This window comes from Enterobacter cloacae complex sp. SHL022, assembly GCF_049237785.1.
In the GTDB taxonomy this organism is placed as follows: Bacteria; Pseudomonadota; Gammaproteobacteria; order Enterobacterales; family Enterobacteriaceae; genus Enterobacter; species Enterobacter hormaechei_C.
The window spans coordinates 36,940-56,304 of sequence record NZ_JBMKJH010000004.1 but is presented as its reverse complement, the minus strand read 5'-3'; the positions used below and the strand labels follow the sequence as shown (position 1 = coordinate 56,304).

At 59.3% G+C, this 19,365-nt stretch carries 19 protein-coding genes; 10 read left to right on the top strand and 9 right to left on the bottom strand.

The annotated features are described in order from the left end of the window. The 4 genes from sitA to betT all read right to left on the bottom strand — a co-directional run bounded on the left by sitA (position 1) and on the right by betT (position 3,969). The gene (gene sitA, locus ACOTZD_RS09570) at positions 1–912 is read right to left on the bottom strand and encodes an iron/manganese ABC transporter substrate-binding protein SitA (protein ID WP_003858820.1); all 912 of its coding nucleotides are present in this window, start codon (positions 910–912) and stop codon (positions 1–3) included. Between the two features lie 211 nt (positions 913–1,123). Beyond that, positions 1,124–1,408, bottom strand: a complete 285-nt coding sequence (gene nadS, locus ACOTZD_RS09565) for a NadS family protein (RefSeq protein ID WP_003858821.1) — start codon at positions 1,406–1,408, stop codon at positions 1,124–1,126. Positions 1,409–1,410: 2 nt separating this feature from the next. Beyond that, a complete protein-coding gene (locus tag ACOTZD_RS09560; protein ID WP_032610190.1) occupies positions 1,411–1,797 on the bottom strand; it encodes a type II toxin-antitoxin system RelE/ParE family toxin in 387 nt (128 codons plus the stop codon). Between the two features lie 138 nt (positions 1,798–1,935). Continuing rightward, complete coding sequence (gene betT / locus ACOTZD_RS09555; RefSeq protein WP_003858825.1) at positions 1,936–3,969, bottom strand: choline BCCT transporter BetT; 2,034 nt, start codon at positions 3,967–3,969, stop codon at positions 1,936–1,938. 128 nt (positions 3,970–4,097) lie between these two features. On the opposite strand from betT, the gene betI reads away from it, so the two are divergent. Genes betI through betA form a run of 3 tightly spaced genes read left to right on the top strand, consistent with a single transcriptional unit; the run spans position 4,098 to position 7,849 of the window. Further along, complete coding sequence (gene betI, locus ACOTZD_RS09550; protein WP_003858827.1) at positions 4,098–4,685, top strand: transcriptional regulator BetI; 588 nt, start codon at positions 4,098–4,100, stop codon at positions 4,683–4,685. 13 nt (positions 4,686–4,698) lie between these two features. Further along, a complete protein-coding gene (gene betB, locus ACOTZD_RS09545) occupies positions 4,699–6,171 on the top strand; it encodes a betaine-aldehyde dehydrogenase (RefSeq protein ID WP_174401986.1) in 1,473 nt (490 codons plus the stop codon). A 13-nt stretch (positions 6,172–6,184) separates the two neighbouring features. Then, positions 6,185–7,849 carry a choline dehydrogenase gene (gene betA / locus ACOTZD_RS09540; protein WP_003858831.1) on the top strand — a complete coding sequence of 555 codons (1,665 nt, stop codon included), beginning with the start codon at positions 6,185–6,187 and terminating at the stop codon, positions 7,847–7,849. A gap of 102 nt (positions 7,850–7,951) precedes the next feature. On the opposite strand, the gene ACOTZD_RS09535 is transcribed toward betA, so the two are convergent. After that, the gene (locus tag ACOTZD_RS09535) at positions 7,952–8,650 is read right to left on the bottom strand and encodes a GNAT family N-acetyltransferase (RefSeq protein WP_003858833.1); all 699 of its coding nucleotides are present in this window, start codon (positions 8,648–8,650) and stop codon (positions 7,952–7,954) included. 200 nt (positions 8,651–8,850) lie between these two features. On the opposite strand from ACOTZD_RS09535, the gene ACOTZD_RS09530 reads away from it, so the two are divergent. The 5 genes from ACOTZD_RS09530 to ACOTZD_RS09510 all read left to right on the top strand — a co-directional run bounded on the left by ACOTZD_RS09530 (position 8,851) and on the right by ACOTZD_RS09510 (position 13,857). Further along, positions 8,851–10,419 carry an ABC transporter substrate-binding protein gene (locus tag ACOTZD_RS09530; protein ID WP_032608803.1) on the top strand — a complete coding sequence of 523 codons (1,569 nt, stop codon included), beginning with the start codon at positions 8,851–8,853 and terminating at the stop codon, positions 10,417–10,419. 71 nt (positions 10,420–10,490) lie between these two features. After that, positions 10,491–11,504, top strand: a complete 1,014-nt coding sequence (locus ACOTZD_RS09525; protein ID WP_022650553.1) for an ABC transporter permease — start codon at positions 10,491–10,493, stop codon at positions 11,502–11,504. Then, positions 11,504–12,337, top strand: a complete 834-nt coding sequence (locus ACOTZD_RS09520) for an ABC transporter permease (protein ID WP_003858839.1) — start codon at positions 11,504–11,506, stop codon at positions 12,335–12,337. Before ACOTZD_RS09525 ends, ACOTZD_RS09520 begins: the two co-directional genes overlap by 1 nt. Continuing rightward, positions 12,330–13,166 carry an ABC transporter ATP-binding protein gene (locus ACOTZD_RS09515; protein WP_174401985.1) on the top strand — a complete coding sequence of 279 codons (837 nt, stop codon included), beginning with the start codon at positions 12,330–12,332 and terminating at the stop codon, positions 13,164–13,166. Before ACOTZD_RS09520 ends, ACOTZD_RS09515 begins: the two co-directional genes overlap by 8 nt. Further along, complete coding sequence (locus tag ACOTZD_RS09510; protein ID WP_045332421.1) at positions 13,153–13,857, top strand: ABC transporter ATP-binding protein; 705 nt, start codon at positions 13,153–13,155, stop codon at positions 13,855–13,857. Before ACOTZD_RS09515 ends, ACOTZD_RS09510 begins: the two co-directional genes overlap by 14 nt. A 69-nt stretch (positions 13,858–13,926) precedes the next feature. Here the strand turns inward: ACOTZD_RS09510 and ACOTZD_RS09505 are convergent, their stop codons facing one another. The 4 genes from ACOTZD_RS09505 to budA all read right to left on the bottom strand — a co-directional run bounded on the left by ACOTZD_RS09505 (position 13,927) and on the right by budA (position 17,801). Continuing rightward, positions 13,927–14,400 carry a cold-shock protein gene (locus ACOTZD_RS09505; RefSeq protein ID WP_032608799.1) on the bottom strand — a complete coding sequence of 158 codons (474 nt, stop codon included), beginning with the start codon at positions 14,398–14,400 and terminating at the stop codon, positions 13,927–13,929. 137 nt (positions 14,401–14,537) lie between these two features. After that, the gene (locus ACOTZD_RS09500) at positions 14,538–15,308 is read right to left on the bottom strand and encodes a (S)-acetoin forming diacetyl reductase (protein WP_003858846.1); all 771 of its coding nucleotides are present in this window, start codon (positions 15,306–15,308) and stop codon (positions 14,538–14,540) included. 20 nt (positions 15,309–15,328) lie between these two features. Next, positions 15,329–17,050, bottom strand: a complete 1,722-nt coding sequence (alsS, locus tag ACOTZD_RS09495; RefSeq protein ID WP_153647754.1) for an acetolactate synthase AlsS — start codon at positions 17,048–17,050, stop codon at positions 15,329–15,331. After that, positions 17,022–17,801, bottom strand: a complete 780-nt coding sequence (gene budA / locus ACOTZD_RS09490; RefSeq protein ID WP_003858848.1) for an acetolactate decarboxylase — start codon at positions 17,799–17,801, stop codon at positions 17,022–17,024. The genes alsS and budA overlap by 29 nt, the downstream gene beginning before the upstream one ends. Positions 17,802–17,906: 105 nt before the next feature. On the opposite strand from budA, the gene ACOTZD_RS09485 reads away from it, so the two are divergent. Together ACOTZD_RS09485 and ACOTZD_RS09480 are read left to right on the top strand one after the other, a co-directional pair. Further along, entirely contained in the window at positions 17,907–18,788 is an 882-nt protein-coding gene (locus ACOTZD_RS09485) for a LysR family transcriptional regulator (protein ID WP_003858850.1), read from the top strand. A gap of 290 nt (positions 18,789–19,078) precedes the next feature. Next, positions 19,079–19,273 (top strand): hypothetical protein, encoded by a 195-nt coding sequence (locus tag ACOTZD_RS09480; protein ID WP_023315576.1) that lies wholly within the window; start codon positions 19,079–19,081, stop codon positions 19,271–19,273. The last annotated feature ends 92 nt before the right edge of the window (positions 19,274–19,365 follow it).

Sequence of the window (19,365 nt, the reverse complement as noted above, 5' to 3'; positions counted from 1 at the left end):
TTACTCCTTCATCCCGTCGCGGATGCCCTGCACCAGCGTGCGGGTGGTGACGTTCAGCAGATCGATATAGGTTGGCACCGGGCCGTTTTCCGCGCTCAGAGAGTCGACGTACAGCACGCCGCCATAGTGGGCGCCGGTTTCACGCGCCACCTGACGGGCGGGCTTATCGGAGACCGTGCTTTCGCTGAACACCGCCGGAATGTGATGTTTTTTCACCAGATCGATAACCTTGCGCACCTGCTGGGGCGTGCCCTGCTGATCGGCGTTGATCGGCCACAGGTAAAGCTCCTTCAGGCCCAAATCCCGCGCCAGATAGGAAAAAGCCCCTTCGCTGGTCACCATCCAGCGTTTGTCTTCCGGTATCTCCGCGACCTGCTTGCGCAGCGGTTCGAGAGTGGCGGTGATCTTCTGCTTGTAAGCATCAGCGTTGCGCTGATACGTCTGTGCGTTGGCCGGATCGTACTTCACCAGCGCGTCGCGGATGTTATCGACGTAAATCAGGGCGTTGTCCGGCGACATCCACGCGTGCGGATTGGGCTTGCCGTTATAGGGCCCTTCGCTGATGCCCATCGGGGTGATGCCTTTGGTGACAATCACCTCCGGCACACCGTTCAGATGCTGATAAAAGCGCTGGAACCACAGCTCCAGATTCATGCCGTTCGCCAGGATCAGCTGTGCCTTCTGTGCGCGTTTGATATCGCCCGGGGTGGGCTGGTATTCGTGAATTTCCGCGCCCGGTTTGGTGATGGAGGTGACCTCTGCAGCATCCCCCGCCACGTTTTTCGCCATATCAGCGATAACGGTAAAAGTGGTGATGACCTGGAACTTTTCAGCCGCCAGCGCGCCCGTGGTGGTCGCGGTCATGAGCAGCGCGCCGAGCAACAGACGCTTCAATCCTTGCCGTGGATGCATCGCAGAAGTCTCCTGAGGTGATTAAAATCAAAGCAAAATTAGCCTGTGCTATAAGGTATAGCACAGGCTATATTTAAATGAAAATAATTATCATTAAAGTTGTGTCAACGGAGGGAGAGCCTGATGGCGCTTCGCTTATCAGGCCTACGGTAAAGCAGTTTTGGAGTTTTGTAGGCCGGGTAAGCGCAGCGCCACCCGGCATAAGGGCGACTCACTGCCCGGCAAGTGCCTTATAAAATGCAGGATTCTCCCGAATCACATTAAGTACCTTCGCCGCCAGCCCGGTTGGGTTGCGACGTTTAGACTCCCAGCTCTTTATCGTATCGACGCTCGTGCCAAGCGCCTTCGCCATTTCGCTTTGCGTGATATTGAGCTGCTCTCTGATGGCGCGCACATCAGCAACTTCATAGCGGGTTACCCGGGAAGCGGCTTTTCTTCCGTTATGGATCTCAACGGCCTCTTCAAGCGAAGATTTTAATTCATTAAAAATACTCATTATCAGCCTCCACCTGCCTGATTAGGGTACATAGTACACCTCAAATTTACGGCACTGGAAGCAGTATTTTTCAGAATGGAAGTCAGCTTTTTAAGTTCTGCTTTCTCTGTCTCTGTCAGGCTGTCCTTTATGCATTTTGGATAGGCCATAATGAAATAGATCACCTCCTCTGTGGCAAGAAAGTAAATCACTCTGATCCCCCCTCTCTTTCCCTTTGAGCCTGCCGCCATCCTTATTTTACGTAACCCCCCCGTCTGCTGGATCAGGTCACCTTTATCAGGCCAGGCAATAAGTTCCTTTTGCAGATCCTTTAATTCATCATCCGTAGCAATGCTTTTAATCTGTCGGGTAAAGAGTGATGTTTCGATAAACTCTATCGCATGACTCATCCATAGTTCCTTCCCTAAACGCAGCAAAAGCCCGAATGCTTCAGCATCAGGCTCTTGCTGCATGGTTACTCTTCCTTGAGTAATGCTGCGCCAAATAACTGTATTTATATACAGTTTGAAGGTATTTTAAGAATCCGTTTAGACATCCGGGAACATCACGCTATTCCCCGGTGCTTCCCTGTGCAGATGGATAAAGTTCAGGTGCCGTTCATACTGGTCCAGAATGTCCGTAATCACCTGCTCCTTGCTGTAATCCATCAGATCATTCCCCTGGCTGCCTTCCAGCAGGAACGTCTCCAGGCGGTAGTAGGTCGACTTCCCGCTGCGCGCGCGGTAGGTGAACCCGGGCACCGAATACTGCTGCGGCCAGATCTGATAGACAAAGTTCTGCTCGTCGCCCATGTGCACCAGCAGATCCAGGTGCCCCAGATTTTCGCCCTCTTCCGGGGGCAGGTTTTTCAGCTCCACGTAGGCGCCACGCAGCTTCAGCTCCTGGGCCACCTCTTCCATCGCCGGGAAACAGACCGTCTCCATCATCTGTTTGGTGTAGCGCGTACCGGGGTAATTCATCAGGCGCGAGAGGCGTTTTTTCCAGCTCAGCCTGTCCTGCGCGCCCAGCGGACGCGGGGCGGTGTCGCGGCTGGCGCTGACGCGGCGGTAGTCTTCCACCTTAAGCGATTTATACAGCCCGGCCATCACGAAGAAGATCACGAAGCTGAACGGCAGGCCCATGATCACCGTCGTGTTCTGCAACGCAGAGATACCGTTGGTCATCAGCATGCCGAGCGTCAGCAGGCCGATGGCGACGGACCAGAAGATGCGCAGCCAGTTCGGCGCGTCGCTGTTAATGTCCTTGAGCTTCGAGGTGAAGTTCCCCAGCACCAGCGCGCCAGAGTCCGCCGAGGTGACATAGAACAGCAGGCCGGTGATGGTCGCTACGGACGCGCTAAAGGTGAACGCCGGGTACTGCGCCAGCAGGCTGTAGAAGCCGCGCTCCGGGTGCGCCATCGCTTCCTGGGCAAAAGTCGCATTGCCGTGGATGATCTCGTGCAGCGCGCTGTTGCCGAAAATCGACAGCCACAGCAGGGTAAAGGTGAACGGGATAATCAGCGTGCCCATCACGAACTGACGGATGGTCCGCCCACGCGAAATACGCGCCAGGAACAGGCCGACAAACGGCGACCACGCCACCCACCACGCCCAGAAGAACAGCGTCCAGTTGTTCATCCACTCTGTCGGACGGTCAAAGGCGAAGCTGTTCAGCGTCATGCCCATAAAGCGGTTCACGTAATCACCCACGTTCAGTACTAAGGCATTGAGCAGGAACGAGGTGTCGCCCATAAACAGCACGAACAGGATCAGCCCCAGCGCCAGCGCGACGTTCAGTTCGGAGAGCACGCGAATCCCTTTATCCACGCCGGAGGTCACCGAGATGGTGGCGATAATCACCGACAGCGCAATCAGCGCCGCCTTCGCCGCCATCGAATCCGGGATGTCAAACAGCACGCTCAGCCCGTAGTTGAGCTGCACCACGCCAATTCCGAGCGTGGTGGCGATGCCGAAGATGGTGCCGATCACCGCCGCAATGTCGACGCTGTGGCCAATCGGACCGTTGATCTTTTTGCCGAAAATCGGGTACAGCGCGGAGCGGATGGTAAGGGGCAAATTATAACGATAGCTAAAGTATCCGAGCGCCATGCCCATCAGGGCGTACATCGACCAGCCCGTCAGGCCGTAGTGGAACAGCGTCCAGACCATCGCCTGGCGCGCGGCCTCCATCGTCTGCCCTGCCCCTTCCGGCGGCTGCATATATTGCGTGACCGGTTCCGCCACGGAGAAGAACATCAGGTCGATGCCGATGCCTGCGGCAAACAGCATTGCGGCCCAGCTCAGCAGGCTGAACTCGGGCTTAGACTGCTCTGGCCCGAGCTTTACCGAACCGAAGCGCGAGCAGGCAATGCAGACCACGAACACGATGTAAAGCGTCGCGGCCAGCAGATAGTACCAGCCGAAGGTCTTTGACACCCAGTCCAGAGTGCGCCCAATCCACTCGGCAGAAAAATCACGAAAGAAGATGGTCGTCAGGGAAAACAACAAAATCAGCCCGGCGGACGTATAAAAAACGACCGGGTTGATTTTGTCTTTTTCTCTGTCTTGTGAAAGGTCTGTCATCCAGTATCCCCACTGTTTTTGTAACTATTGAAATCCAAAATCGCAACAATTAAGACACATTTTATATTGAACGTCCAATCAAAAACCGCTTTAATAGATTACCAACGCTGATGAATGGAGTGGCAAAAATGCCCAAAGTGGGGATGCAGCCGATCCGGCGCAGGCAGCTAATCGATGCCACGCTGGAAGCAATTAATGAAGTGGGAATGCATGACGCAACCATCGCGCAGATCGCCCGTCGGGCGGGCGTATCCACGGGGATCATCAGCCACTATTTCAAAGATAAAAACGGTCTGCTGGAAGCGACCATGCGCGACATCACCGGTCAGCTGCGCGACGCGGTATTAAGCCGTTTACGCGCCCTGCCGGACGGCAGTGCAGAGCAGCGCTTGCAGGCGATTGTCGGCGGCAATTTTGATGAAACTCAGGTTAGCGGCGCGGCGATGAAGGCCTGGCTGGCCTTCTGGGCCAGCAGCATGCATCAGCCGATGCTCTACCGTTTGCAGCAGGTCAGCAGCCGTCGGTTGCTCTCAAACCTGGTGTACGAGTTCCGCCGCGAGCTGCCGCGTGAACAGGCTGAAGAGGCGGGCTACGGGCTCGCCGCACTGATTGACGGGCTGTGGCTGCGCGCTGCGCTCAGCGGCAAACCGCTGGATAAAACCCTGGCCCAGTCGCTTACCAGCCACTTTATCAGCCAGCATTTACCGACCGACTAACCGAGGAGAATTTATGTCCCGAATGGCAGAACAGCAGCTTTATATCAATGGTGGTTATACATCCGCCACCAGCGGTCGCACCTTCGAGACCATCAACCCGGCGAACGGTGAAGTTCTGGCGACCGTGCAGGCCGCCGGGCGCGAAGACGTGGACCGCGCCGTCGAAAGCGCAAAGCGCGGGCAAAAAATCTGGGCGGCGATGACCGCCATGGAGCGCTCGCGCATCCTGCGTCGCGCCGTCGATATCCTGCGCGAGCGTAACGACGAGCTGGCAACGCTGGAAACCCTCGACACCGGTAAAGCGTATTCCGAAACCTCGACCGTCGACATCGTCACCGGCGCGGACGTGCTGGAGTACTACGCGGGGCTGATCCCGGCGCTGGAAGGCAGCCAGATCCCGCTGCGCGACACCTCATTCGTCTACACGCGCCGCGAGCCGCTGGGCGTGGTGGCGGGCATCGGCGCGTGGAACTACCCGATCCAGATCGCCCTGTGGAAATCCGCGCCGGCGCTGGCGGCGGGCAACGCAATGATCTTCAAGCCGAGCGAAGTGACGCCGCTTACCGCCCTGAAACTGGCGGAGATCTACACCGAGGCGGGCCTGCCGGACGGCGTGTTTAACGTCCTGCCGGGCGTAGGCGCAGAGACCGGCCAGTTCCTGACCGAGCATCCGGGCATCGCCAAAGTCTCCTTTACCGGCGGCGTCGCCAGCGGCAAAAAGGTGATGGCGAACTCGGCGGCCTCGTCCCTGAAAGAGGTGACGATGGAGCTGGGCGGTAAATCCCCGCTGATAGTGTTTGACGATGCGGATCTGGATCTCGCGGCAGATATCGCCATGATGGCCAATTTCTTCAGCTCCGGCCAGGTGTGCACCAATGGCACCCGCGTGTTCGTGCCCGCGAAGTTCAAAGCCGCGTTTGAGCAAAAAATCGTTGAGCGCGTGGGCCGCATCCGCGCGGGCGATTTGTTCGATGAAAGCACCAACTTTGGCCCGATGGTTAGCTTCCCGCACCGGGACAGCGTGTTGCGCTACATCACCAAAGGCAAAGAGGAAGGCGCGCGCGTGCTGTGCGGCGGTGACGTGCTGAAGGGTGACGGCTTTGATAACGGCGCGTGGGTCGCCCCAACCGTGTTCACCGACTGCACCGACGAGATGACCATCGTGCGCGAAGAGATCTTCGGCCCGGTGATGTCCATCCTCACCTATGAGTCCATTGAGGAAGCGATTCGCCGCGCCAACGACACCGACTACGGGCTGGCGGCAGGCATCGTCACGACCGACCTGAACCGCGCCCACGGCGCCATTCATCAGCTCGAAGCGGGCATCTGCTGGATCAACACCTGGGGCGAATCCGCCGCAGAGATGCCGGTGGGCGGCTACAAACACTCCGGCATTGGCCGTGAGAACGGCGTCATGACGCTTCAGAGTTACACCCAGGTGAAGTCCATCCAGGTTGAGATGGGTAAATTCCAGTCCATATTTTAACCGGGAGGTTTATTTGCAATTTGACTACATCATTATCGGGGCCGGCTCTGCCGGCAACGTACTGGCAACACGACTGACTGAAGATCCAAACACCACCGTCCTGCTGCTTGAGGCGGGCGGGCCGGACTACCGCTTTGACTTCCGCACCCAGATGCCTGCCGCGCTGGCCTTCCCGTTGCAGGGCAAGCGCTACAACTGGGCGTATGAAACCGAGCCAGAGCCTTACATGAACAACCGCCGCATGGAGTGCGGACGGGGTAAAGGGCTGGGCGGCTCGTCGCTGATCAACGGCATGTGCTACGTGCGCGGCAATGCAATGGATCTGGACAACTGGGCGAAAGAACCGGGTCTGGAGCACTGGAGCTATCTCAACTGCCTGCCCTACTACCGCAAGGCAGAGACCCGCGACGTGGGGCCGAACGACTACCACGGCGGCGACGGTCCGGTGAGCGTCACCACCTCTAAGCCGGGTGTGAACCCGCTGTTTGAAGCGATGGTGGAGGCAGGCGTGCAGGCGGGCTACCCGCGCACCGACGATCTCAACGGCTATCAGCAGGAAGGCTTTGGCCCGATGGATCGCACGGTCACGCCGCAGGGCCGACGCGCCAGCACCGCGCGCGGCTATCTGGATCAGGCCAAACCGCGCCCGAATCTGACCATCCGCACCCACGCCATGACCGATCACATTATCTTTGACGGCAAGCGCGCGGTGGGCGTCGAGTGGCTGGAAGGCGAAAGCACCATTCCGTCAAAAGCGACAGCGAAGAAAGAGGTACTGCTGTGCGCGGGCGCCATCGCGTCTCCGCAGATCCTCCAGCGCTCCGGCGTGGGCAACGCTGAACTGCTGAAGCAGTTTGATATCCCGCTGGTACATGATTTACCCGGGGTGGGTGAAAACTTGCAGGATCACCTGGAGATGTATCTTCAGTATGAATGTAAGGAGCCGGTCTCCCTCTACCCTGCCCTGCAATGGTGGAACCAGCCGAAGATTGGCGCGGAGTGGCTGTTTGGCGGCACGGGCGTGGGCGCGAGCAACCACTTCGAAGCAGGCGGGTTTATCCGCAGCCGCGAGGAGTTCGAGTGGCCGAACATTCAGTATCACTTCCTGCCGGTGGCGATTAACTACAACGGCTCGAACGCGGTGAAAGAGCATGGTTTTCAGTGCCACGTTGGATCCATGCGCTCCCCGAGCCGCGGCCACGTGCGCATCAAGTCGCGCGATCCGCACCAGCATCCGGCGATCCTGTTCAACTACATGTCCCACGAGCAGGACTGGCAGGAGTTCCGCGACGCGATCCGCATCACCCGCGAGATCATGCACCAGCCTGCGCTGGACAAGTATCGCGGTCGTGAAATCAGCCCGGGCGTCGAATGCCAGACCGACGAACAGCTGGACGAGTTCGTGCGCAACCACGCCGAAACCGCCTTCCACCCGTGCGGTACCTGCAAGATGGGCTACGACGAAATGGCGGTGGTCGACGGCGAAGGCCGCGTTCACGGGCTGGAAGGGTTACGCGTAGTGGATGCGTCGATTATGCCGCAGATTATCACCGGCAACCTGAACGCCACCACCATCATGATTGGCGAAAAGATTGCCGACGCCATTCGCGGGCGCGAGCCGCTGGCGAAGAGCACGGCGGCGTATTATGTGGCGAACGGGGCGCCGGTTCGCCGCTGAGTGCGAACTTCTCCCCTCACCCTAACCCTCTCCCCAAAGGGGAGAGGGAACTTGAACACCCTCTCCCCTTTGGGGAGAGGGTTGAGGTGAAGGGTAAGGCTTTTACGTCCGAAATTCCTCTAACCGCCTGACCTGCCGCCCTTCCCCGTCAAAATTCTCCGCTGCCAGCCAGGCCCGCAGAGCCGCATCCTTTTCCGGCCATTCGCCGTCAATAATCGAGAGCATATCGCTGTCGCGGTTGCGGCCTTTGCGCACCAGCTTCTGGCGCAGTCGCCCTTCCCAGACAAACCCCAGCCGCTCCGCCGCGTTGCGTGAGGCGATGTTCATCGAATCGCACTTCCACTCCAGCCGGCGATATTGATGCTCAAAGGCATTTTTCAGCAGCAGCCACACCGCTTCGGTACCCACGCGGGTGCCCTTCATTCTGCGCGACCAGGTGACGTGGCCGATCTCAACCGAGCCCTGAAAGCGTTCTATCGCCATATAGCTGACCAGCCCTACCGCCTTTTCGGTGCGCAGATCGATAACGGCAAAGGGCACCAGGTCGTCATCCAGCACCTTTCCCAGCACCCAGTGCGCAGTGGCCTCAACGCTCACAGGCTGGGTGCTGGCAAGCCACGTCCAGTCGCTGTCGTCACCCAGCGCATAGGCTTCAAACAAATCAGCCGAATGGCGGTCAGCATCCAGCGGCTCCAGGCGGCAATACTGGCCGGTGAGCAGAGTACGGGTTAACGCGCGGGCGCATTTCCAGTCCGGGACAATATCGTTAACGGTTTGACCATGTTGATTGATTTCGGGCACGGCAGTGACTCCCTGAAAGGTAAGGATTTTGTTATAGCAGGTTAAAAAGCGAACGAAAAGAGAGGTGACTCATAACCAGACCGAATGCGTTATTCCCGGATGGCATAAGCAAAGCAGAATTTCGACTTTGAGGAAATCCTCAGCCAGCCTACCGTAACGGTGCATAAAACAATCACAATATATTTTATTCAGGGATCGCTATGACTAAAAAACTGCTGCCGTTACTGGTGCTGGCTGCGCTCTCAAGCGCTGCTCACGCCGCTACCCCGCCCAACACGCTGGTTGTCGCCCAGGGTCTGGATGATATCGTGAGCCTTGACCCGGCCGAAGCCAACGAGCTTTCCAGCATCCAGACCGTGCCAAGCCTGTACCAGCGTCTGGTACAGCCGGACCGCGATAATCCGGAAAAAATCACGCCGGTTCTGGCAGAAAGCTGGGACGCGGACGCGGCAGCAAAAACCCTGACCATCAAGCTTAAACCCGATGCGAAATTCTCCTCCGGCAACCCGCTGCGCCCGGAAGACGTGATCTTCTCTTATACCCGCGCCGTGACGCTGAACAAATCCCCGGCGTTTATCCTCAACGTACTGGGCTGGGACGCCAGCAACATCGCCAGCCAGCTAAAGAAAGTGGACGACCATACCCTCACGCTTCACTGGACGGCCGACGTTAGCCCGTCGGTGGCGCTGAATATTCTCTCCACGCCGATTGCCTCCATCGTCGATGAAAAACAGGTTGCGGCGAACGTGAAGGATAACGACTTCGGCAACGCGTGGTTAAAAATGCACTCTGCGGGCAGCGGCGCGTTCAAAATGCGCGTTTACCAGCCGCATCAGGCCATCGTGCTGGAAGCCAACGACTCCGCGCCCGGCGGCGCGCCGAAGCTTAAAAGCATCATCATTAAAAACGTCCCCGATCCCGCCTCCCGCCGCCTGCTGATCCAGCAGGGTGATGCGGACGTGGCGCGCGATCTGGGTGCAGACCAGATAAGCGCCCTCAGCGGCAAGCCGGGCGTGAAGGTGCTTAGCATCCCTTCTGCCGAGCAAAACTATCTGGTGTTTAACACCGGCAACAGCGCTAACCCGCTGCTGAATAATCCAGCGTTCTGGGAAGCCTCGCGCTGGCTGGTGGATTATGAAGGCATCACCAAAGACCTGCTGAAAGGCCAGTATTTTGTTCATCAGAGCTTCCTGCCGGTCGGCCTGCCGGGCGCGCTGGAGGACAATCCGTTCACGTTTGACCCGGCAAAAGCAAAAGCGATCCTCGCCAAGGCGGGCATCAAAGACGCGCATTTCACGCTGGACGTGGAGAATAAACCACCGTTCATCACCATCGCGCAATCCATGCAGGCGAGCTTTGCTCAGGGTGGCGTGAAGGTGGATCTGCTGCCCGCTGCGGGTAGCCAGGTGTACGCCCGCGTGCGCGCTAAGCAGCATCAGGCGGCGATTCGTCTGTGGATCCCGGATTACTTCGATGCGCACTCCAACGCCAGCGCCTTCGCGTGGAACGACGGGAAGTCCAGCACCGTGGCCGGTCTGAACGGCTGGAAAATCCCGGAGCTGAACAAGGCCACGCTGGCGGCGGTTGCCGAGCCGGATCCGGCGAAACGTCTGGATCTGTATAAGAAGATGCAGGAACAGTTACAGCATAACTCGCCGTACGTGTTCGTTGACCAGGGCAAAACTCAGATCGTGGTGCGCGATAACGTGAAGGGGTATCAGCAGGGGCTGAACGCGGATATGGTCTGGTACGATCGCGTTATGAAGTAGCTTTTCCCCCCTCTCCCTCTCCCGTGGGAGAGGGGGTCGTTCGTGCATATTTTCAGGATAACGATTTTCCCATGCCACATCTTTCCACCCGCGTGCTTCAGGGTCTGCTGACTCTCCTGCTCACGCTGTTCGGGCTACTGCTGGTCACGTTTGCGCTCTCTGCCTTTTCCCCGGTCGATCGCGTATTGCAGATCGTCGGCGATCACGCCAGCCAGTCCACTTACGATCAGGTTCGCCAGCAGCTTGGGCTGGATCGGCCCCTGCCGGTGCAGTTCTGGCACTACCTGCAAAACCTCGCTCACGGGGATTTAGGCACCGCCAGCGCTACCGGTCAGCCGGTATTGCAGGACCTGCTGCACGCCTTTCCCGCCACGCTGGAACTGGCAACGCTGGCGCTAATTATCGGCACAGTACTCGGCGTAATTGCGGGTGTGCTGTGCGCCCGCTACGCCGGTTCGCCACTGGACTTAGCGATCAGAACGCTCACCCTGCTCGGCAATTCGGTGCCGATATTCTGGCTCGGCCTGCTGATGCTGGCTCTGTTCTACGCGAAACTACAGTGGAGCGCTGGCCCCGGCAGGCTGGACGACATCTGGCAATTCACCGTCGAGCCACGAACCGGATTTGCGCTGGTAGATACCTGGCTTTCCGGCGACCGCGAGGCGTTCCGCAACGCCATCAGCCACCTGGTGCTGCCGGTGCTGCTGCTGGCCTACTACTCGCTGGCAAGTATCACCCGCCTGACGCGCTCCGCCTGTCTGAGCGAGATGAACAAAGAGTACATATTGCTCGCCCGCGCCAAGGGCGCCGGAGAGATGACCATCCTGCTGCGTCACGTGCTGCCGAACATTCGCAGCACCCTGCTGACGGTGATTGCGCTGGCCTACACAAGCATGCTGGAGGGCGCGGTATTAACCGAAACCGTCTTCTCGTGGCCGGGCATCGGGCGCTACCTCACCACGGCCCTGTTCGCCGGTGACACCACCGCCGTGATGGGCGGCACGCTGCTGATTGGCGTCTGCTTTGTTCTGATCAATAACCTTACCGACCTGCTTGTGCGGGCGACCGATCCTAGGGTGCGCTAATGCCGTTTTATCTCTTCTTACGCCGCCTGCGCCGCTCCCCTGCCGCGTTTTGCGGGCTGATCGCCATCGCGCTGCTGGTGCTTATTGCTCTGTTCGCGCCGTGGCTTGCGCCGCAGGATCCCAACTGGCAGGACGCCGCCGCGCGTCTGCAACCGCCCAACGCGCAGCACTGGCTGGGTACTGACAGCTATGGGCGGGATCTGCTCTCCCGATTAATCTACGGCACCCGTCCGGCACTGGGGCTGGTGGCCTTAGTCACCGTTATTACCCTCCCCGCCGGTCTGCTGGTGGGGATTTTGTCAGGCTACTACGGCGGCTGGATGGAGCGCATCCTGATGCGCTTTACCGACGTGGTGATGTCGATGCCGCGCCTGATCCTCGCCTTCGCGTTTGTGGCGATGCTCGGCCCGGGGCTGGTCAACGGCGCGCTGGCGCTGGCCTTAACGACCTGGCCTGCCTATGCGCGCCAGGCGCGCAGTGAAATCCAGCGTCTGCGCCACAGCGATTATCTGGCCGCCGCGGAGATGATGGGCATTCGCGGCCCGCGCCTGCTGGTCGGCCATATTCTGCCCCTGTGCCTGCCCTCCGCGATTGTGCGACTGGCGCTGGATCTGGCCGGGATTATTCTGGCCGCTGCCGGGCTGGGCTTCCTTGGTCTGGGCGCGCGTCCACCGATGGCGGAATGGGGCGCGATGATTGCCGACGGCATGCAGGTCATTTTTGACCAGTGGTGGATTGCCGCCATTCCAGGCGGGGCGATTCTGTTTGCCAGCCTGGCCTTTAACCTGCTGGGCGATGGCCTGCGCGACGTACTGGAGCCACAGCATGACTGAACACCGCGTCATCGTCGATGCGCTGAATATCGACTACCCCGCCACGCGCGTGGTCAACAACCTGAGCTTTACGTTGGGCAAAGAGCGGCTGGCGCTGGTGGGAGAATCCGGCTCCGGCAAGTCCATGTCTGCCCGCGCCCTGATGGGGCTGGTGCGCAAGCCCGGCATCGTGAGCGCTAAGCGGCTTAACGTGCTTGGCAACGACCTGCTGACCCTGAACAGCCGCCGCTGGCAGGCGCTGCGCGGCAACGGCATTGCGATGGTTCTACAGGACCCGCGCTACGCGCTAAACCCGGTGAAAACCGTCGCCGCCCAGCTTGATGAGGCGCTGACCCTCCATCAGCGCCTGCCCCGCGCCGAACGACTGGCGCGCATTCACGATATCATCCGCGCCGTGGGGCTGAACGAGCACGTGCTCCAGCGCTATCCCGGCGAACTTTCCGGCGGCATGGGCCAGCGCGTGATGATCGCCATTGCGCTCGTCAACAACCCGCAGGTGCTGATCGCCGACGAACCGACTTCCGCGCTGGACGCACGCCTGCGCAACCAGATCCTGGAGCTGCTGGTACAGCAGTGCGAGGCGCGGCAGATGGCGATGCTGTTAATCAGCCACGACTTGCCGCTCGTCGCGGAACACTGCGACCGCGTGCTGGTGATGTATCAGGGTGAGAACGTTGATGAAATGGCGGCGAGCCAGTTGCCGCAGGCAACCCATCCCTACACGCGCACGCTCTGGACCTGCCGCCCGAACGCCGGGACGTTTGGCAAGATGCTGCCGACGCTCGACCGTTCGCAACCGTGGAAGGAGGACGACAATGGCACTCGTTGAGGTTAACCAGCTCCGGGTGAGTTTTGGTGAAAAAACGGCGGTTTCCGCCGCCAGTTTTGCCATCGAAAAAGGTGAAACCTTCAGCCTGATCGGTGAATCCGGCTGCGGCAAATCGACTCTTCTGCGCGTGCTGGCGGGGCTGCTGCCCGAGTGGAATGGCCACATTTCCGTCCTCGGGGAAAATTTACGGCCAGGACGACGTTTTGAAGGCGCGCTTCGCCGCAACGTGCAGATGGTGTTCCAGGATCCGTGGGCGTCTTTGCACCCGAACCACACCATTGCCCGCACCCTGTCGGAGCCGTTAAACATCCACGGCGAAAGCCAGGTTGCCGAAAAAGTGGCGGATGCGCTGCAACAGGTAGGTCTGGCTGCCGATGCGGGCAGGCGTTACCCGCATCAGCTTTCCGGCGGACAGCGTCAGCGCGTGGCCATTGCCCGCGCGCTGCTGCTGCGCCCGCAGCTTCTGCTGCTGGATGAACCGACCTCGGCGCTGGATATGTCGGTACAGGCGGAGATTCTTAACCTGCTCAACCGCCTGAAGGCGCAGCACGGCATGACCTACCTGCTGGTGAGCCACGATGCGGACGTGATTGCGCATATGTCCGACCGGGCGGCATTTATGGCGCACGGGGAGATCCAGCGGGTATTTGACCGTGAAGCAATGTTGCGGGGCGAGCACAGGATGGGGTAAACCGTGCGGCGGCGAGTGCCGCACGCATTTTGTAGGCCGGGTAAGGCGTAACCGCCACCCGGCAAAACGTTACTTCAGCAGCTTCACCGTGGCGTCGATGTCGATCTCATCTTCAGTGAAGATCAGCGTCGTGTTCTGGAAGGTAGTGATCGCCAGCTTCTTCACCGTGCGCATTTCGCCCGGCTTTTTCTCGGTTTTTGGTTTGATGCTGTTCATCAGCAGCCCCACCGACAGCACCGCGTTCTCTTTGTCGATTTTAGTATCAACGGGCTCTTCTTCGCTGAACACCACGAAGGATTTGATCGAGGTGAGCTTCACGCGCTCGCCTGCAATATAGAGGTGCTTACTTTCGGGGATCACCTTCACCGCATACGCGGAAAGGCCTTTGCTGTTGGTGGTTGGCTCGAAGGTCACCGCCGCATCTTTCTTAATCAGATCAGGGTTGGCGACCTTAATCACATGAAAATAGCGGTTGTCGCCGTTTTCATCTTTGATAAATCCAAAGCCTTTATCTTTAAACCACGTTGTGATTGTACCGTTCATCGCTGTTACCGCCTGTCAGATCTCAAGACTAAAGTTTTGCAGCGCGCAGTGTAATGCACAATGGCTGACGAGACAAAAAAAAGCCCCTGCACGGGAGCAGGGGAAAGTTCATGTCAGAGCTTTTTAGTATTGTGTATTTAGTTGAACACCATCCCACCATCAATCAGCAGCGACTGACCAGTCATGTAGTCGGAATCCGGCCCGGCGAGGTAAGAGACGCAGGCGGCCACGTCTTCCGGCTCGGATAAACGGCCAAGCGTGATGCGTTTGGCAAAGGTTTCCGTCCCGTAGCCAAGCGGTTTACCCGCCGCCTCGGAGACCTGACGGTCGATTTCCGCCCACATCGGCGTTTTGACGATGCCCGGGCAATAGGCGTTAACGGTGATCCCCAGCGGCGCGAGATCCCGCGCGGCGGTCTGGGTTAAGCCACGCACCGCGAACTTGCTGGAGCTGTAGACCGCCAGTTCCGGGTTGCCGGTATGGCCCGCCTGGGAGCAGGCGTTGATGATTTTGCCGCCGTGCCCCTCTTTGCGGAAGGCGTCAATTGCGGCCTGAATGCCCCAGATCACCCCTTTCACGTTGATGTTGTAGACCTTGTCGACAATCTCCGGCGTGATGGATTCGATGGGCGTGGACGGCGCCACCCCGGCGTTATTGACGATGACGTTAAAACCGCCCAGCGCGGTGCGGGCTTTTTCCACCGCCGCGAACACCTGCTCGCGGTCAGATACGTCCACCTTCACGGCGACGGCCTTCCCGCCGTTGCGGGTGATCTCATCGGCTACCGCTTTCGCCGTCTCTTCGTTGTAATCGGCGATAGCGACGGCAAAACCATCCTTCACCAGGCGAAGCGCGATCGCTTTGCCAATCCCCTGGCCGGAGCCGGTTACGAGAGCCACTTTTTGCATTTCTCTGTCCTTATATTGATTCACAAAATCTGGCTGAGATGGAGCTGGCCCATCAGCAGCGGGTTATCGCTGTAGTCGACGGGAATGGCCACCACGGCCGGGCCATCGACATCCATTGCCGCACGCAGCGTCGGTTCGAGCGCATCGGCGCTCTCGACGGCAAAGCCTTTCGCACCGAACGCGTCGGCATAGGCTTTGAAATCGACCGGGCCGAACTCCACGCCGGAGAGACGCTGATATTTTTTCTCCTCCTGGATGGCCACCATGTTGTAGGCGTTATCCACCCAGATGATGTGCAGAATATTGGCGTTGAGGCGTACGGCGGTTTCCAGCTCCATGCTCGACTGCAAAAAGCCGCCGTCCCCGGAGACCGAGACCACCTTGCGCCCCGGGTTGACCAGCCACGCGCCAATCGCCCACGGCAGCGCCACGCCCATGGTCTGCTGACCGTTGGAGATCATCACCTGACGCGCGCGGAAGCTGTAGAGGTAGCGGGCGATCCAGATGTGGAAGCTGCCCATGTCGACGGTGAGCGTCACGTCGTTGTTCACGATGTCCTGCATGGCGCGCACGATGCGCAGCGGATGCAGGGCAAACTGGTTAAGCGATGCGCCGCGACGGTCGAGGAGGTCCCGCTGATGCTGGCGATCGACAAGAATTTCCGAGGCGCGCTGGCTGAGTTCAAGCTTGTGCTCGATTCGGCTGGCAAGCAAATTCAGCGTGGCGGCAATATCCCCAACCAGTTCCAGATCGGGAACATACTTGCGCTCCTCATAGGCGGGCAGCACGTCAATGTGCACCAGGGTGGCGTCGCCGCTGTTCCACATGGACGGCTCGTATTCCACCGGGCTGTAACCGATACAGATGATCAGATCCGCCAGATGCAGGAGCCGATCGCCCGCCTGGTTGTTAAACAGACCGACGCGTCCGGCGAAGCGGGTGAAGTGTTCCTGATTCACCGCCCCGGCGGCCTGATAGGTGCTGGTGACCGGAATACGGCTTCTCTCCAGCAGTTTATGCAGCGCGGCGCTGTTGGCGGGCTGGCTGGCCATCAGGCCGAGTAAGATGACCGGGTTTTTGGCCTTCGCGATAAGCTTCGCCACCTCGTTGATGGCTGACTCCGGCGCCGGGCCCATCAGCGCCGCAGTGCTGGCGGGTAAAATCGCCCCCGTGGTGGGCTGGTCGACAATATCCTGCGGCAGGCTGACAAACGCCCCGCCCGGCCTGCCCTGCTCGGCAGCGCGAAACGCGTTCGACACCACCTCGGCAATCGCGTCAGGCGAATTGACCTCCACGGCGTATTTGGTCACCGGGCTGAACATGGCGACGGTATCCATGCTCTGGTGCACCAGCTTCGCTTTATCTGCCCGCTTCACCGCCCCGCCCAGCGCGACCACCGGGTCACCTTCGCTGTTGGCGGTGGCGATGCCGGTGATCAGGTTGGAGCAGCCCGGCCCGGAGGTGACCAGCGCGACTCCGGCCTTGCCGGTTAACCGCCCCACTGCCGCCGCCATAAACGCCGCGTTCGCCTCGTGACGCACCGGGATAATCTCGATGGAGGAGTCCAGCAGGGAGTCAAAGACCTTGTCGATTTTTGCGCCCGGTATGCCGAACACCTGCTTCACACCCTGCGCTTCCAGCTGGCCGACAACCATATCGGCGCCGTGCGCCCACTGACGTGACTGTTTTTCACTGTTCACGGTAGTTCTCCTGTTAGTTTTCGACGGCGCGGATAGCCGCATCAAGGTTGCTGGGGTGCAGGTTGGCCTGTAAAAACGCGCTGTCGGCGGGCAGGTCAATCATCAGCTTGTGGATTTCGCCGAAGGTGAGCACGCCGTTCTCCAGCTGATAGTCGAGCAGATGGCCGCCGCCCTGTCGGTCGTCGGTGATAAAGTGCTCGTGATAGCCCGCCACGTTTATCCCCTGCATATGCTGCGGGGTGCGGAACCCGACCAGCACGCCCTCGCGCTGGTTAAAGCGGAACACCGGCTGGTCATCCAGCACGTCGGTCATCGCCCGGTACGGCGGCGTCTGGCGCGGTACGGTGCGGGTGTGCGCGTGGCGGAAATTGCCGTCGATGCGCAGCGCGCAGAACAGGTTATCGGAGGGGATTTGCTGGTCGATCACGTCGTGGATCTGCTGACGGCTGACCGGCCCGTCGAAGGTTTTGCGGTACTGCGGCTGGAACCAGGTCATCACCGCGAACGGCGTTTTTTGCTCCGGCTTCGCGGCGCGGGCGCTGCCGTCGGCGCGCAGCTGGTACACCTGGCTGCTGAAGGCAATCATTTCACCGTCCAGCTCGTTAAAGGTACCGAGACCAAAATCGCCGTGCGCCAGCAGGTCGGCGATGGTGGTCTCCCCTTCGTAGACGCCGCTTAGCAGGGCGCTCATTAGCGATGTCTGATAGATCACGCTGTCAGGATGCTGAGCCGAGAACCCACGCAGGGTCTCGCATAAACTCGCCTCACAGTCGCATGCAGATGAATGCATCATCATGCCCGTCCTCTTCAACTTTATTTATAAAGGTTAAATAAATGTTGACCCGATTCAGCAGAGAGTTCCAATATAGAATCCATGCTGGTTTGAGACGTTTTTGATATGGAACTTCGTTATCTGCGCTATTTTGTCGCGGTAGCACGCGAGCGACACTTCACCAGGGCGGCCAAAGCGCTGGGTATTTCACAGCCTCCTCTGAGTCAGCAGATCAAACGGCTCGAAGAGGAAGTGGGCACGCCGCTGTTCAGGCGCCTGACGCGGGGCGTGGAGCTGACCGAGGCGGGAGAAGCCTTCTATGAGGACGCCTGTAAGATCCTGGCGCTGAGCGACGCCGCGCTGGAGAAAGCCCGGGGCATCGCGCGCGGGCTGAACGGCAGCCTGTCGATTGGCATCACCAGTTCAGATGCTTTTCATCCCAAAATCTTCGCCCTGATACGTCAGTTTCAGGTACAGAACATGGCGGTGCAGGTTCACCAGGTGGAAGCCAATATGTCGTCGCTGACGACGATGCTGGCGGAGGGTGAGCTGGATATCGCCTTTGTGCGCCTGCCGTGCGAAAGCAGTAAGGTGTTCGAATTAAAAATCCTCGATCGGGAGCCGATGGTGGTGGCGCTGCATCGCGATCATCCCCTGGCGGCGTGTGGCGATCTGGCGCTGGATGAGCTGCGGGATACGCCGGTGGTGCTGTTCCCCCAGGAGGTCGCGCCGGGGCTGTATGACCGCGTTTACGGCAGCTGCGAGCGGGCCGGGATCGATATGCAACACACGCTGCAATCTTCACAACTTTCCTCTTCCCTGAGCATGGTCTCCGCGGGCGGCGGGTTCGCGCTGGTGCCGAAATCCATGGCCGCTATTTCGCCGCCGAATGTCACCTACCATGCGCTGCGCTCGCCAGAGCTTTATACCGATATCGCACTCTGCTGGCGGCGATTTGAGCGTTCGCGGACGGTGAAGCGGTTTCTGGCGATGATGAGCGAGGGGTAGCTACGGTGTGGCTGTGCCCGGCGGCGCTGCGCTTGCGCGGGCCTACGGTTCGTGTCGCGGGTTGGTTGGCTTGTTGGCGGTTTTGTAGGCCGGGTAAGGCGCAGCCGCCACCCGGCAATGCCCTTTGGAAGCCGCCTCGCAAACTTTTAAGCAACCTTATGTAATTCAGGGGCATCCCTTTTCATCCCTTCTCCGCGGTCGTAAAGTGCCTGCGTTGCGGCACATCCGTAACCGGGCGTAGGAACCCGTTAGCATGACATGACATTTTTTTTGGACAACGAGGATGCTAAATGGCGACTACCCCTGGATTTTCATACGTACACGCTGAAGAAAGCGCTGTTCATCACCTTCTTCACCTGCAACTTCCCGATTCTGCGGATCTCTTTGAACTGGCTGGCACCTGTGCGGCGTACGTGAGCGTACTGGTGGAAATGGACGATGCGGTGACATTTTCTACGCTCTGTAAGCAACTGCTGGGTTGTTAGCGGAGTTTGTGAAGGAGCCTTATATAACGGCTCACTGAGTCGGCCTTACACAAAGGACAACGTTGTTTGATGAATGACGGTTAAGAGCGTTC